At 44.9% G+C, this 15,595-nt stretch carries 13 protein-coding genes; 11 read left to right on the forward strand and 2 right to left on the reverse strand.

The annotated features are described in order from the left end of the window. Positions 1-119 precede the first annotated feature (119 nt). The 8 genes from ACT89M_RS05655 to ACT89M_RS05690 all read left to right on the forward strand — a co-directional run bounded on the left by ACT89M_RS05655 (position 120) and on the right by ACT89M_RS05690 (position 10,635). Positions 120-1,613: a TROVE domain-containing protein gene (locus ACT89M_RS05655; RefSeq protein ID WP_154890732.1), complete on the forward strand. Its 1,494-nt coding sequence runs from the start codon at positions 120-122 to the stop codon at positions 1,611-1,613. A 31-nt stretch (positions 1,614-1,644) separates the two neighbouring features. Further along, positions 1,645-2,439 carry a nucleotidyltransferase domain-containing protein gene (locus ACT89M_RS05660; RefSeq protein WP_090917797.1) on the forward strand — a complete coding sequence of 265 codons (795 nt, stop codon included), beginning with the start codon at positions 1,645-1,647 and terminating at the stop codon, positions 2,437-2,439. Positions 2,440-2,500: 61 nt separating this feature from the next. Beyond that, positions 2,501-4,009 (forward strand): methyltransferase domain-containing protein, encoded by a 1,509-nt coding sequence (locus ACT89M_RS05665; RefSeq protein ID WP_154890733.1) that lies wholly within the window; start codon positions 2,501-2,503, stop codon positions 4,007-4,009. Between the two features lie 59 nt (positions 4,010-4,068). Beyond that, positions 4,069-6,702 carry a polynucleotide kinase-phosphatase gene (locus tag ACT89M_RS05670; protein ID WP_487345301.1) on the forward strand — a complete coding sequence of 878 codons (2,634 nt, stop codon included), beginning with the start codon at positions 4,069-4,071 and terminating at the stop codon, positions 6,700-6,702. Positions 6,703-6,932: 230 nt separating this feature from the next. Then, the gene (locus ACT89M_RS05675) at positions 6,933-7,487 is read left to right on the forward strand and encodes a GNAT family N-acetyltransferase (RefSeq protein WP_090917803.1); all 555 of its coding nucleotides are present in this window, start codon (positions 6,933-6,935) and stop codon (positions 7,485-7,487) included. 229 nt (positions 7,488-7,716) lie between these two features. Then, positions 7,717-8,472, forward strand: coding sequence for a pentapeptide repeat-containing protein (locus ACT89M_RS05680; protein ID WP_308722373.1), 756 nt, complete (start codon positions 7,717-7,719; stop codon positions 8,470-8,472). A 175-nt stretch (positions 8,473-8,647) separates the two neighbouring features. Continuing rightward, a complete protein-coding gene (locus tag ACT89M_RS05685; protein ID WP_090917806.1) occupies positions 8,648-8,899 on the forward strand; it encodes an RNA-binding protein in 252 nt (83 codons plus the stop codon). 1,181 nt (positions 8,900-10,080) lie between these two features. Next, complete coding sequence (locus ACT89M_RS05690; RefSeq protein ID WP_154959822.1) at positions 10,081-10,635, forward strand: hypothetical protein; 555 nt, start codon at positions 10,081-10,083, stop codon at positions 10,633-10,635. Between the two features lie 582 nt (positions 10,636-11,217). Here ACT89M_RS05690 and ACT89M_RS05695 read toward each other — a convergent pair. Beyond that, entirely contained in the window at positions 11,218-11,403 is a 186-nt protein-coding gene (locus tag ACT89M_RS05695) for a hypothetical protein (protein ID WP_221787721.1), read from the reverse strand. Between the two features lie 202 nt (positions 11,404-11,605). Further along, positions 11,606-12,526 carry an AEC family transporter gene (locus ACT89M_RS05700; protein ID WP_308722426.1) on the reverse strand — a complete coding sequence of 307 codons (921 nt, stop codon included), beginning with the start codon at positions 12,524-12,526 and terminating at the stop codon, positions 11,606-11,608. A 120-nt stretch (positions 12,527-12,646) separates the two neighbouring features. On the opposite strand from ACT89M_RS05700, the gene ACT89M_RS05705 reads away from it, so the two are divergent. The 3 genes from ACT89M_RS05705 (at position 12,647) to ACT89M_RS05715 (ending at position 15,520) form a co-directional block, all read left to right on the forward strand. Further along, on the forward strand, positions 12,647-13,162 hold the full coding sequence (locus tag ACT89M_RS05705; protein WP_253496644.1) for a mismatch-specific DNA-glycosylase: 516 nt from the start codon (positions 12,647-12,649) through the stop codon (positions 13,160-13,162). A 170-nt stretch (positions 13,163-13,332) separates the two neighbouring features. Next, the gene (locus ACT89M_RS05710) at positions 13,333-13,902 is read left to right on the forward strand and encodes an RNA polymerase sigma factor (protein WP_308722374.1); all 570 of its coding nucleotides are present in this window, start codon (positions 13,333-13,335) and stop codon (positions 13,900-13,902) included. Continuing rightward, positions 13,883-15,520, forward strand: coding sequence for a hypothetical protein (locus tag ACT89M_RS05715; RefSeq protein WP_308722375.1), 1,638 nt, complete (start codon positions 13,883-13,885; stop codon positions 15,518-15,520). The genes ACT89M_RS05710 and ACT89M_RS05715 overlap by 20 nt, the downstream gene beginning before the upstream one ends. Positions 15,521-15,595: the final 75 nt, after the last annotated feature.

Here is a 15,595-nt window from a genome sequence, read left to right on the forward strand (position 1 = left end):
AAACCTTCCCCCTTTTTCCTCGGAAACCTTTTATTAGAAACGAAGAAACGTTAAACAACAACTTTAGATGTTCCACATAGATGAAGCACAGCATTTTACGCGTAGGGAGGTTATGTGCGATGAGTAGAGCCAAATCATTATTTAATACACCTCAATCTGTAGTACATAATCATGATGGATATGCAACTTATGAGCGATTGGTCGAGGAACAATATGTACAGATGTTGACGACGAATACGCTTAACAATACGTTTTATGCGGATGAACAACAGCTGATGCAAGAAGCGTGGAGCAGCCATCAGGAGATGGCGGAACTGGATGCAAACTTCATGGCGAAGGCTTTGGTATATGCTCGAAATGAAGGTTTCATGCGGCTTCAGCCTTTGTATGGGCTCGCCGTATTGTCCAAGATTAATCCGGAGCAGTTCGCAAAAGTGTTTGCTCATGTCGTGAAGACGCCAGCGGATCTGGCCGATTTTCTGACCATCCTCAGAGGAAGCGGGCGGGGAGAGGGAGGGCGTGCAGTGAAGCGTCAAGTCAATCGGTTTCTGAACGAAATCAGCGAATACTGGGCCATAAAATACAATGGACGTGGGCGTGGGTACAGTCTGGGAGATATGATCGTCACTGCACATCCCAAGCCGAAGGATGAGAAGCAACAAGCCTTATTCCGTTATTTGCGGGGGCATGAGACCAGTCTGGTGGACCTTCCGCAACTTCAGGCACTGGAGAAACTGAAAACGACACGTAACCCTGCCAGTCAGCTTCATCAGATTGAAAAAGGGAAACTACCTTATTCGGTCGTGACCTCGATCCTTCAGCCGACGCGTCCGATTTGGGAAGCTTTGATGCTCCAGATGCCGATGTTTGCGCTCCTGCGTCATTTAAATACGATGGATCGTGCCGGAGTTTTTGCCAAAAAGAAAAATATCGCTTACGTCACACGTCGTCTGACGGATGCCGAGGCATTGCGTCAATCGCGGATATTACCTTTTCGCTTCGTCAAAGCTTATGAGATGGTTGAGCGGTCAGAACTCCGGGAAGCGTTGCAACAGGCCGTGGAGCTATCCGTGCACAATCTGCCACGGTTGCCGGGAAGAACGGCTATTTTCCTCGATCGCTCAGGCTCCATGCAGGGAGACTACTTACGTATCGGTTCCGTGCTCGCACTGGCGCTATACAAACAAACTCAGGGCAACTCCTTGTTCTGGTTGTTCGATCAACAGGTCGAAGATGCCCGCCCGAAGCTGGACGAGGGTATTCTGGCGCAGGCATATCGAATTCGTGCACAAGGCGGAACCGATACAGGAAGACCTGTACGAGAGCTAAGAGAGTCTCAAGAGACGGTGGATCGCATCATTATGATTACGGATGAGCAACAGAATGAGGGGAGTCCAATGTATGCCGAGTTAGAACGATACCGACGCGCCATGAATCCGGGGCTGCAGGCATTCATTGTAGATATTACCCCTTACCGGCAGGCTATGGTTCCGCCGCGGGATGGTCAGACTTTTTACATCTATGGCTGGAGCGAAGCCGTACTGACATATATTGCAGAGACAGCAACAGGGTATGAGACGATTGCCGAGCGTGTACGGAAAAGTCAATTTTAAATGAAGGAAGAGAAGGAGGAGGGGGACAGATATGAGTGAGGTGGAACAAACAATGAGAGACATCATCGCGAAGCAGCTTGCACAGATTGAGCAGGAGGAGCAAGTTCGCATTATTTATGCCTGTGAGTCAGGCAGCAGGGCGTGGGGGTTTCCTTCCCAAGACAGTGACTACGATGTGCGTTTTATTTATGTCAGACCGTTAGAGTGGTATCTGTCGATTGAAGAGCAACGGGATGTGATTGAACGTCCGATCAGCGACCAGTTGGATATTAACGGATGGGATATACGCAAAGCGTTGAAGCTGTTCCGCAAGTCCAACCCGCCGCTGCTGGAGTGGTTACAGTCCCCGATTCAATACGATGAGCAATATAGCGTAGCAGGGCAGATTCGGAGTCTGTCGCCGCTAACGTTTTCACCGAAATCATGCTTGTACCATTACCTGAACATGGCTAAGGGAAACTTCCGTGATTACTTGCAGGGCGAGCAGGTGAAGATCAAAAAATACTTTTATGTGTTGCGCCCTTTGCTGGCCTGTGGCTGGATTGAACGTTATGAAACCATGCCGCCGATGGCTTTTGACAAACTCGTTGAGACCTTGGTTCCAGCGGGCACACCTCTGTATACGGAAATTCATGATCTGTTACGCCGGAAAAAAGCCGGAGACGAACTGGATATGGAGCCGCAGCTTCCGGCCATTCAAGCGTATATTACGGCTCAAATTGCACATGTAGAGCAACTGGCTACCGAGATTCAAGGACAAGCGACTGTGGAGATTGAGGTCTTAAATCGGATATTTCAATCAGCTGTACAAGAAGTTTGGGCATAAATGAATGGATGGAATTAGAACTCACAAAATGGGTTGAAGATCAACGAAAGGAGGAGAAGGTATGCATTTGATTGTAAAAGCATGTGGAGTGAACGCAGGGGTTGTATCCCACCTGCTCGCCAAAAATCCGAATAATGTGTATGACCGGACAGATAAAGGTGTGCGTGTTCGGATGGTCTACACCAAAGCGAGTGAGCAAGAGACGGAGGTGTTGATTCATGCCGAGCCTGATCCGGTCGATCTCGTTAGAGGCACACCGGATGGATATGATATCACACAATACATCAATGACCGTGAGTTTGTGACCAGCAGTTTATTCTGCTCTTACATACGGAATGCGCTGGGCACAGCTCTGAATGGCAAACCGAAGGAAGACTATGTGCGATGGGTGGATCATGCCTTTGAACTGGAGCTGAAGTTTGGCCCGGTTGCCTCTGATCTGCCTGACCGTGTGGTGGAGGAGTTGTTCTCCTGTTTGGGATATGACATTACTGTGGAACGGGGAGAGTCGGCGTATTCGTTTGACCTGAAAAATCGAAGTACAGTTCGTCACATCACCCTGCGAGGTAAACAAACGATACAACAGGCTTTACGTCAGCTATTTCTGCTCATTCCGGTGCTGGATAACTACAAGCATTATTTCATCAGTGAGGATGAGATTGATAAAATCAACCGTTACGGTGAGGGTTGGTTAGATACCCATCCGCTTAAGGGACTTATCGTTAGGCGTACGCTTCATCTTGCCGAACTGATTCGGACGTATGAACGTCTGCATGGCGCGTTGGATGATGGGCCTTCACGATTAGAACAACAAGCTGAGGAAGCAGAAGGTGATCTGAAAAAAACATTAAAATCGGAGTCGGCAATATCCAGGCATGAGGATAAGAATCCGAATGCAGACACAGTTCAGGCCACAAGTGCAGATCGAGCTGATGACTCGTCCGAAATACCTGTACGATTAAATGATCTACGTTACCGCGCGATCACGGACATTGTGGATTCTTTGCCTGAAAAACGCCGTATTGTGGACATGGGGGCAGGTGAGGGGAAGCTGTCTGCACGTCTCGCTTATATTCCGGGAGTGGAATCAATCCTTGCTGTTGAGCCATCGGGTCAATCACGTTTGCGGGCGATGGAACGTTTCGCCAAGATGCAGGATCGGGCAGGGGTTCAAGCTATGCCGGAACCGACGCTTGGTTCTCTGTTTTATTTTGACGAGCAATTACAGCATCAGGATGTCATGATCTTGTGTGAAGTGATTGAGCATATTGAGGCATATCGTCTGAATGGCATTATGGAAACGATTCTGAAGGAGTATCGGCCGCAAGTGCTACTGGTTACTACTCCGAATAAGGAATATAACGAAGTGTATGCGATGGAGCAAGAACAGTTCCGTCACCATGATCACCGCTTCGAATGGACACGGGAGGAATTCAATGGCCGATGTGCGGAGTGGGCAGAGAAAGGCAATTATGCTTACGAGATCAGGGGTATTGGTGAGGAAAAGGAAGGCTACGGGCAGCCGACACAATTGGCGATGTTCACACGGGGAAAGGAGGAGCATGTATGAGAAACGAAAGGCAGACAGGCGCGGGTGATCACAATCGTTCGCACAACGGAACAGATGGAATGCAGCGACAAATCGCAAGCCATACGCAGGATAGACAGCGAGAGATCCAACTGCCGCATGCAGGCATCGTAGTGCTGATTGGTCCATCGAACAGTGGAAAGAGTACACTGCTTGCAGAACTTGTGGAAAAGGATGTCATCCGCGCTACCGAGGTCGTCTCGTCCGATCAGTTCCGCATGTTGGTAGGCGACGACGAGTATGTGGAATGGAGGCAACGGCCTCGTAGTGAAGCGGATGTGCTGTATGCAGATTACCAGCAAGTATCTGCCAAAGCATTTGAAGCAATGGAAGCCATACTCGCCACACGTTGTCGTCTGAACAAGCTGACCTGGGTGGATGCGACTCATCTGTATCCCGAGGATCGCGGACGGTTAATCGAGCTGGCACGCAAATCCCATGTCCCCGTTATCGCGGTAGTACTGGATGTACCGGAGCATGTATTACTTGAACGTGATGATCAGCGTAAACATCCGCGTGGCCGTCAACGCGTAAAACAACAGGCACAGCAATTCAAGCGTACGCTGCGTGCGATCCGTGATGAAGGATTCGATGCCAGTTATGTGCTGAAACATCCATATCCTGTGACCTTTGTACGCACAACGAATCCGTTCATGTTAGACATGGGAGCGGGGATGGATATCATTGGCGATATCCACGGTTGTTATGATGAAATGATAGAAGTCATGCAACGTCTGGGATACGTCGCTGAACAGGAAGATGGCCTGATGCGCCATCCCGAAGGGCGGAAACTCGTTTCTGTCGGGGATGTAAGCAGTCGCGGGCCGGAATCGTTAAAATGTTTGCTTTTCTGGCAACAACACTGTGCCGCTGGTCTTGCTTATATGGTTGACAGTAACCATGGATGGAAAATTGCACGTTATCTGGACGGCCGTGATGTCACCTTAAGTCATGGGGATGAACGGGTGAAAGCTGAATTGCTCCAGCTTGAACAGAAGCAAGGCAGTGAAGAGGCGAAAAGGGTACGGGATTCGTTGAAGCATTTTCTGCTGAATGCACCTGCTCATTTGGTGTTTACGCGGAATGGGGTAAGACAAGTGGTTGTCGCCCATGCCGGGATACGGGACCATTTTATCGGCAAACAGTCCAAACGCATTCAGGATTACTGTCGATATGGCGATGTGGAAGGAACGGATGATAAGGGGCGGCCCGTACGTAAAGACTGGTACGTGGATCATACGTCCGGTGAATGCATTGTCTGGGGACATGATCCAAGGCCATACCCTACGATTGTGAATGATACGGTGAATATCGATCAGGGTGTTGTGTTTGGCGGTATGCTCACGGCGTGGAGAATGCCGGAACGGGAGAGTGTTAGTGTACCGGCGAAGCAAGACTATGCCCAAGATCCAGACAGTCCGTTGAAACGCTGGAATCAGCAACGGTTTGCACCGCCCAACATCCGCAAGTTCAAGGACGGTTTTACCGTTCAGACGGGTTCGCGGTTGAATGTCGCTGTGCAGGGAGAAGTGGCGCAGACGGCACTGGATATCTTTTCTCATTTTACGGTGCCACTGGAGGAACTCGTCTATATCCCGCCAACGATGAGTCCACCGCCGGGTGAATGTTCGGTAGAAGGTTTTATGGAGCATCCGCGAGATGCATTCCGTTATTATCGTTCTCAGGGCGTGACCCGTATGGTAGCAGAGAAAAAACATATGGGTAGCCGAGCGATACTGCTTCTGTTCCGCGACGAACAGGTTGCATCGCAGCGAGTAGGCAGACCGATGTTGGGGAGCATCGTGACACGTACAGGCCGATCCTTTTTTGATCCCGATAGAGAACAGAAGGTGCTCACCAGATTACATGCAGACTTGACCGTAAGTGGTTATTTTGAACGGTATTCCACCGAATTTGTATTGCTGGATGCAGAGATTGTACCTTGGAACCTGAAAGCGCGGGAGCTTATTGCATCTCAATATGCGCATGTCGCTGAGGCAGCGCAGATGGATCGCAGCATTGTGATGGACAAAATTCGCGAGGCTATGAGCGCGGGCCGCCACGTTGCGGACTGGTTACAGGAAACAGAGGTTAAACTGGCGAATGCGCAGACATTCCGGGATGTGTTCCAATATTATTGCTGGGATGTGCAGGATATTGCTGACATTCGCATTGCACCGTTTCATACGCTGGCTCACAGTACGGGAACCTTCTGGGAGCGTACACATGAGTGGCACATGCTACAAAACCGTGAGCTGGCTCGGTTGTCGTCGCTGATGATGGAGACGGAATACCGGATTATTGCGGATGAAACGGATGAGGAAGAGGTCATTCGCTGGTGGGAGGAAATGACGGCTGAGGGACATGAGGGGATCGTCATCAAACCGGAGACATTCCGCAGCTGGAATGGTAACAAAATGATGCAGCCTGCGCTCAAAGTTAGAGGACGTGCCTATTTGCATCTCATCTACGGCATGGATTATTTGGCTCCTGAGCATGTGTCCCGTCTTCGCAAACGTAAAACGTCCAAAAAGGAGCGACATGCTCTACTTGAAAGTGCTTTGGGCATGGAAGGGATCGAACGTTTTGTGCGAGGAGAGTCCGTAGAACGAATTCATGAATGTGTGCTCGCCACATTATCGCTGGAATCGGAACGCGTAGATCCACGTTTATAGGTCGTGGTTCATGAACGAACTTGAAAAGGAATGTAATTGGATGATTTTCCATCCAGTTCCATTCCTTTTTTGCGTTGTACAGTTTTATCGGTATATACCGTTTGTACTTCGCTTTCTTTCTTTGTTTGGTGAAGCCTGGTGTTGGTGTTTTTGTATACATAGCAACTTTACATGCACCGATAGTAATGGTGAGTTTTCCAATAAAAGGACTCAGAAAGGAAGCGAAGACCATGTTTAAACGGGTAGAAAATGAATTGGAGTTTGCCATGTTCAATGGGATATGGACAACGGTATGGAATGAGAAAGGATTTGAGTTTGAGTTCTCAGAGGTGTTTCTGGAAAGATATGTGGTGGTTACGGAGGAAGGCCATTATGTAGGTTCGATTGAAATCAAACCTTACGCCGAAGATAGTTCCATGAACGAAATCGGTCCCTTTCTGGAGCATCCATTGATTCAGGCAGAGATGGGGCATATTGCAGAAATCGATAAACTTGCTATTTTATCTACCTTTCGGGGGCGATATGTTACTGATTTATTATCTGCGATCGTTCATTATGCAGAGAAGCACCAGATTAGTTATTATGCCATGTTACTTGAACCGGTGCTGATGAGAGCTTTGCGCATCTCTTACCATGTGCCGATTCAGAAAGTCGGGGGAAGAGTATTCTATAAGGGGGAGGATGTGATCCCATCTATTGTGAATGCTCGGGAAGTATATATGAATAAGGAACGGTTTACATGGCTCATTGATCCCAGACATAATGTGATAAAAAAATACAAATAAATTCATATAACAACATTAATTCGACATTATTTTTGTTGTGTTTAGTGTATATTTTCATTAAAGTCGCTATTTCAGCGACTTTTTTTCGTTCCCAGACAACAGTGCTTATCTCAATATATAAATTGCTTTATGGTATAATAACGAGTTAAGAACAGGAATTTTTTGGTCAAGACGTTTTTTTTCTAAAAGTGACGGGTTAAACTCTGGATGAAATGATAGGGTGATCGGGATGAGAAGACTTGAGTCTGGTATGTCAGTGGACAACGAATGTTTTTCTGATATTTTAAGGTATGAAAACGAAACGATAAGCGGAACGACCGTAACAAACTCGAATGTTGGTTCGCCTATATTCTGGAACTGCACGCTGCATCAGCTTGTATTTGATACCTGTGATCTTACGAATGCGAGATTTTTTGAAGGTAGCACAGTGGATCAATGTACATTTATTCGGTCCGACTTGCGCTCTGTTGGCATTGGCAAGAACGAAGCCGTGTTCACCAATTGTGAATTTACCTCCTGTGATCTGAGGGGCATGACATTGGAGAATGCTACGTTTATCGACTGTACCTTTGTTAAATGTAGATTCAATGATCGGATTTTACAAGTAGCAAATATCGTCAATTGTTCCTTTACCGGCAAGTTAGTGGATATTACGTTTGAGGGAAATGGCAAACAGAAGTTAATCGTCAATTTAGAAAACTGCATCCTTGACGGTGTTCGTTTTGTAGGCTGTGACCTGACGCAATGTATTCCGCCGAAGTCCAAAAACCATCTGTATATGGAACAGGTATCTGCACGTGTGAAAAATGCTTTAATGAAGATTGATGATGACCTTGATCTATCTGATGATGATCGGAAAATACTGGTACGCAGTCTGCGCAAGCTTGACGGTATGGAACAATATATTTTTAACACGGCACATATGAAGAAAAAATATGGTGATGTTTTTGTTGAGCGATTTTTCAGTAGTCTGGAATCAAATTAGTTGCATGGTATGATGAAAATGGAGGCCTAAGGGCCTCTTTTTTTGTAGCAAAGATGGGATTATGGAATCAGTCTAATAAACCAAAGCCCTATATCTAATCTTTCTATTCTAGGTAATAATTATAAGAGGATTGAATAGCATTGGAATCTCACTACGTAACGAGGGGGTAACCTGTATGGCGTCATTGATTTTGCTGGTGAAACAGACGGAGGACGATGAAAAGGTTATTTATCGATTCGGACCGAATGAGCGGAAGATGGGACTCATTGAGATGAACAAGATCAAGGAAAGTGTGAAGGAACTAGAGCCTGTGCAAGTGGATGGAATCAGTCCCAGCTTTTTTTTCAATAAGGCAGCTCAGTGGCTGGTAAGATGTTTGTTCAGAGAAGGCGGCAAGTTTCCAGACCGAACCACGGTTGAATCATAGTCTTTCGTAAGTCTTCTCATAAGAAGGCCGACAGACCATTGGGATAGTATCAGGCGATAACTGAATTGGCGTATCATAGAAGAAGTTCAAGTGCAACGACTCATCGCTGCGCTTGGACTTCTTTGTATTAGATATACTTTAATGATGAGAGACAGGGGATGCAAAGCGATCGATCCAAGTCCGCAATTTATGACGAAAGGATGGTTTGGAAATGCTTTAAATTGTTTAAAGAAATGAGGCAATCAGCTAAAGATGATGATCTTGATAGATTCACCGGATGGAAGCTCGTGGCTGATCGGATTACCGAAAAGGCATATTTGGAAGAGATGAACATTAGGAATGGATCCTATCACGGGTGGCTCACCAGTGATTTATGGTAAATGGAACGAGAGTGTGTACCGAAGAATCACTAACGTTATGTGAGTTTTTTGCTGTAAGAACTTACTTTGGGAAGTAATTGGAGATAGTGTATACATAAAATTGGAGGGGATAATTTGTTGAAAAGAAAGTCAATTAAATCATTTTTTCGTATTAAAGCTCTAACCATGGGTCTGGAAATTATCAGAGAAGATGATTCTATAACAACTGACATGAGTGCTAACCCAACCAAACTATATTTTACATTTATATAATAATATATAATATTATATAAATTATAAATTTGATTATTTAAATAAGAGCAGCTAATCCTATTGATCAGCTGCCTTTATATTTCTTGTCGAGCTAACTTTCCCGTTAGCTCAATAGGGCCACGAAAGAGTTATTTTTATATTGAACTTTTTTGTTGTGATTGGTGAAACTCTTGTTTATCTGGAACATTTTTGTATGGACAGACTAAAAACTACTTTTGGAAATTGCGGGATTTTTTCTCCCTTATGCTTAAGAACAGTTGAGTAAGCACCAGTAAAACACCAATAATCAATAGAGTTACAGGGAAAAGGGTGTATTTAAAGGCGAAATAATTTAAACTTTCTTCTCCACCAGCCCCCAAAATACCAATAGGATAAATATTAGAGAGTAACCTCAATATAAAAAACATAGAGACAGAAAAAGAAATACATACAAATCCAGAAATAAGAAACAAATTATCAATTCCTTTCTTTTACACTATTGTAATTATTAAGGAGCAATGTTATGGTTATATATGTATAATGACATATAATAATGTGAGGAGCAAGCAAATGAAGAAAAAAATGACTGTAATTGCTTTAACAGCTGTATTCTCTCTCTCATTAGGAACTTCTGTTTTTGCTCAAGAGGTACCTAGTCAAGATGCAACGTCAGAATCAATTAATTTACAAAACATTCCTACGAGAGAGGGAGGAGAGATTACAACTCTCGCTCTTTGGAATGTCGTGACCAATCAAGGATACCAAGGTTTATCATATGGTGCATGGGTTGATGGAGTTTCCGGCCCCGGACCAGGAACATTAACACTCTCAAAAACTGTCTCAGTGAGCAATACTTACTCCGGAACACTGACTGCAAAAGTTGATGATATTACTGCTGCAGTAGGTTTTAGTATCTCAGCAACCAATAGCACAACGGCTTCTTACTCTATTAAAGTACCTAATGGTAAAAAGTATAAAATTAGATATCGACCAGTATATCAGATGTACAAAGCTACTCAATATACTTACAGCACTGATGTCGGAAGCTCAGTATTACTCAGTACGGACGTTATTTACCCTAAGAAGTATGCTTATTTAGAATATGATTATGTTGAAATTAAATAATCTATAAAATAATGAAAATGAGAGTAGGGCTATCGAGCAAAAAACGCTAGCCTTACTCTCACTTATTTTTTCAAATATTACATATGTTTAATAGTGTAAAATGTTCAGAAAAAGTGATGAAAATTGTGTTGAATGTGATATGCTTCGTATTTGACTATCCTTGTAAAAAAATAGACTGTTATTAATGGGACAGAATAGTTTAAATTGTTTTTCTAAGATATTTGTTCTGTCTACTCTTCACATACTTAGAGTATACATAAAATCATAAGAATCAATGACACGTTGGTATAAGGTAGGCCATTTACCTCGAAACTCATATACTAACGATTACTCAATAACGAATACTTCTGTTGTCATCAGTCAGATTAGATATTAAAATCTGATGATTACCTCCCTTATTTTCACTCATTTTTATATATGGATAACCTTTATGAACTTGAAACTGTTCAAATCCATTGATCTACAGTTCCTTTCCATAAATTCCAATAAGTTTCATTTCTTTGTATCTGAAAGTAACCTCCTGAATCATAAATGGTATACTGACAACCTCTTTCACCCAATCCTGCGATGAAAACCTAATATTCAATTTAACCTATAACCCATCAATCTTTTGGCCATTTCTTTAGGTGGGAGATCCGGAAGTTCTTCAACGTACTGCAGCAAAGCTTTTTTCCTGCTTAATCGATTTAATTCATCCAACATTAAGTAATCTCTACAGCTCACTTTGTCCTGTTTATCCTTGCCAGTTTCAGTTAGAGGGTTATTCATATCAATAGTTCCTCCCCAAAGAAAAAAATCAGAGGTGAAACGGGATTTCACAACGAATAGTAACCTTTTGACGCGCGAAACAGTTCTAAGGTTGGATCAGAAATGATATGGCCTTAAGACTTTATGTCTATAACCGGGACGAATGAAGCTAAATGAAAAAAGCCCACTAACTCTAATAAGGATGTGAGCTTAGGTTAATTATTTAGAACGTTTTGGCATACGAAATCAGTGCCGTAATCGTAATAATATTAAGTAGAGTGGAGATCAGCACCGTCTGGGCAGCAAAATCAGGCTCGTTGTCATATTCCTCGGCAAGAATGGAAGAGTTCACTCCGGTAGGCATGCCCGATGCGATAATGAGTGCCTGAGCCGCTATGCCTTCCAGTCCGAGTAGCAGCACAATGCTGATGCCGATTGCCGGACCAATCAGCAGGCGCAAAAATGTGCTAATATACACATCAAGACGATATAAACGAATCGGGTATTTCACGATTTGTGCCCCGAGAGTCAGTAGTGCAACGGAAACCATACTTTGCTGTGCATAGGTGAGTGGCATGGACAGAAATGTAGGTAAAGGCAGCTTCCACGCCTGAAACAAAATGCCTAATAGTAGCGCATAAGGTACTGGCATTTTCAGAAAGCCGATAATTACCGCACGGTAGTTGCCCTTTAGCTTCGCGCCTTGGATCGACAAAACACCATAAGTGAAGGTGAGCAGAGCCTGCAAGGACATGACCAGTGCCTGAATGGAAGAGGCGAGCGGGTCACCCCGGAATACCAGTGCGTTAATCGGTAGACCATAGTTGCCTGCGTTATCCAGCATGATACTATTGTTGAAGGCGGCTTTCATGCCTTTGTTCATACGGAACGAGCGGGATACCACAGAGCCTATAATATAGAGAATGAGTACATAGATCGCGTAAAAAAGCGTAACCGTGCCAAGCAGCTCACCGGACATATTTGAGTGATACATGCTCATAAAGACGGCTGCGGGGGTAATACAATAGAAATTGATTTTGGCGAGGGTGTACAAGTCCAGCTTGAACACCTTTTGCATCCAGGACCCGACAGCAATCAGGAGAAAGACGGGCAGGACGACTTCTAACATGATGTCTGCAATCATTGGTTCAACTTCCTTTTTCATGAAAATTTCAGTTCTTTACGGAAAACACTTCGATCATTATATCATTTTATACAAAGCTGCAATGGCATTTGGTCAAAAAAGTTCAGGAGGTGTTTCCTTATGATCCCGGATCATCTGGATACTGGCTTATCGATTTTGTTTATTGGATTCAATCCCAGCATTACCTCGGGAGAGACTGGCCATCATTATGCGTATAAAGGCAATCGTTTCTGGCGCATTCTGGAGCGTTCCGGGTTAACCCCGCGTTTATATGATGCAACAGAGGATGGTGAACTATTGAAGCTGGGATATGGTTTCACCAATATCGTAGCCCGTCCAACGAAAGGCATTGAGGATATTACGAAGGAAGAGTATGCGGAAGGGCGCGAGATTTTGCGGAAAAAGCTGGAAACATACCGGCCGGATATCGCTTGTTTTGTCGGCAAAGGTGTATACACCCAGTACAGCAAACGCTCCAAAGTAGAATGGGGATTCCAGGATGACCCGGTTGTGAAAGAGATTCAGGAGTTTGTTGCGCCTTCCTCCAGTGGACTTGTACGCATGTCGATGGACGAAATTGTGGCAATCTATGCCCAGCTTGCGGATTTTGTGGCGGGGAAGAACGGTGGAGAATAGGAAAAATCGGCGTACTTCACGATATCATTCGTAGATTTGAGTTCACCCCGTTCGGCGATGGCCGGAGAGGGTGGATTCTTTTTTTTGACGATAAAGTGAGAGATTTAGGGAACAGCTTCCGTCTATATAGTACAGAACCATGCATGGACGCTGTAGAGAAGGGGGATTACATGACACATCTGATACCAGAGGAGGAACTGATTCAGCGCATTATAGATGGGGATAAACAGCTGTTCAGCGTGCTCGTGGATCGATATAAAAATAAAGTCTACGGCATCATACGCGGAATGGGCGCAAGTCACCCGGATGCGCAGGATCTCGCACAGGACACATTTATTCGGATCTATCGATATATGCCGACCCGTAGAGAAGGCAGCAGTTTCTCGGCTTGGGTGTATACCATAGCAGTGAACATCATGAGGGATCATATGCGGAAAAAGAAACCGATGATGACCGCCGATCAGGAGATCGAATCCGTCAGTGAAGACACACCAGAGAAAAGCTTGCTACACAAGGAGATGAAGCGGGAAATCCATCTTCAGCTTGAACAGTTGCCGGAAACGTACAAGCTTGTACTGCTCTTGAAATACACCAATGAGTTGACCTATGAAGAGATCGCCACAATTACAGATATGAGTGACGCACAAGTGCGTAATGCACTCTATCGAGGGAAGAAAATGCTGAGAAAGCAGATGGAACGTAAAGGAGGTTTATCGACCTATGAAGCCTATTTCAAGTGAGCAGGACAAGAAGCAGGATCGCAAGTGGGAAGAGGAGCTGTTTCGCGAGGGGCCGGATGTAGATTTTACATTACAAGTGATGCAGAAGCTGGATCATGTGTCTATGGAAGAACCTGATGTGCAGGTACCATGGGAAACCAAAAAGTCGCATAAGAGGAAATGGATTTATCGAACGGGAATCGCCGCCGCGGTTGCGGTACTGATTGCAGGAGGAGCTTGGGCTGCTTGGGATCAAACAACGGAAAAGCCAGTTCAGCCGCCTGTAAACGCCGTAAATATTCCTCCTTTGCCCAACATTCCCGTCCCGAAAGTTCTGAGATATGCCAACTTGTCAGACGACTACAAACGGCTTCAACCGCTTGGGCTTGTCGTGAACCCGAACATTGATATCGATGATCAGGGGTACCAACTCAAGATTGAAGATGTGCTTGTAGACGGTTCCCAACTTATACTTATGTTACAGCAAACGGCACCTGATGGCACAGGAATGTATCTGCTGGGCTCGAAAGTAGAGGATATCCACATTACAGATGAAAAGGGGAATAATGTTGCTGAGCTTGCGCGTGATACAAGGCAAGGGAATGGTTCTTTGAATAAACTGGTGTTTCAGTTAGATCGAGACATCCCTGATGAAATCACGGTTCGTGGAGATTTCGGGCATTTAGATGTAGGAGATGGCTATGGCTATGATGTGAATACCAAAACCTATACGGACAAAAAGGTCTCCGTAGACTGGAGCTTTCAGTTCAAACTGGATATGACCCAAGCAAAAGTGATGTCCAAAGAAACCCCGATGAATGCGTCCTATACAACACCGGAAGGGCTGGAACTGGCTATGACGCAATTGGTGCAGACGCCAAACGGAACCCGGCTTGATCTGGAAGTGAATCTGAACGACGAGCTTCGCGCTAAAGCAGGAGAAGATTGGGCAAGGGACATGGATATTCTGTATCATATTGAAGTGAAGGACACGGGGGAGTATCGTATTTTCAACGGGGGCAGACCCAATGCGCGACAGGCCAAATTCCGTTATCGAGATTTAAGTCAAGTGAGTTCAGGAGGCCCACTTAAGATATCGGAGACGTGGGACCCGTCTTTGGTGACACTGAATGCAGACAATATTCGCTTTGTCCTGGACGGTTACACGATACCTGTGAAAGAGGGACAGACGATGGACGTTGATCTGGATAAGGCCAAGAAAGACGTCAACTTCCATACGTTTGCTTCATTTAATCACCTTGGGGATCAAATCGAATTGTACCGGTTTAATTATCAGCGTGGACTGTCATCGAATGGCCAAACAACGGGTGGATCGGGGAATGAAACTTCTCTTGTGCTGGAAGGAAGCGCTTTGTTCCAAAATGAGTTTTATGGTGATGAGTGGGTCGCAACGGACTCAACAGGGAAGGAGTATCCCGTTGAGATCATGGGGACTAGAAACCCAGCCAATCTGAATGAACAGTATGTTATCGATGAAGTGAAGCTGATTGTTATTGGTTTTAACAAGGATAAGGGGACGAAATTGACGTTGAAACGAACCGTGGTGCATCGTGATTTCGGGGATGTGGACTGGAAAGTAAAACTTGCGAGTGATTCAAGTATGCCTTGGGATCAATAAACATCTTCAATTATGAATTATAAAGAAAAGAGCCTTGCATCATTAATAATGCGAGGCTCTTTTTTTGACGTAGAT

This window comes from Paenibacillus sp. NN59 (genome assembly GCF_057597225.1).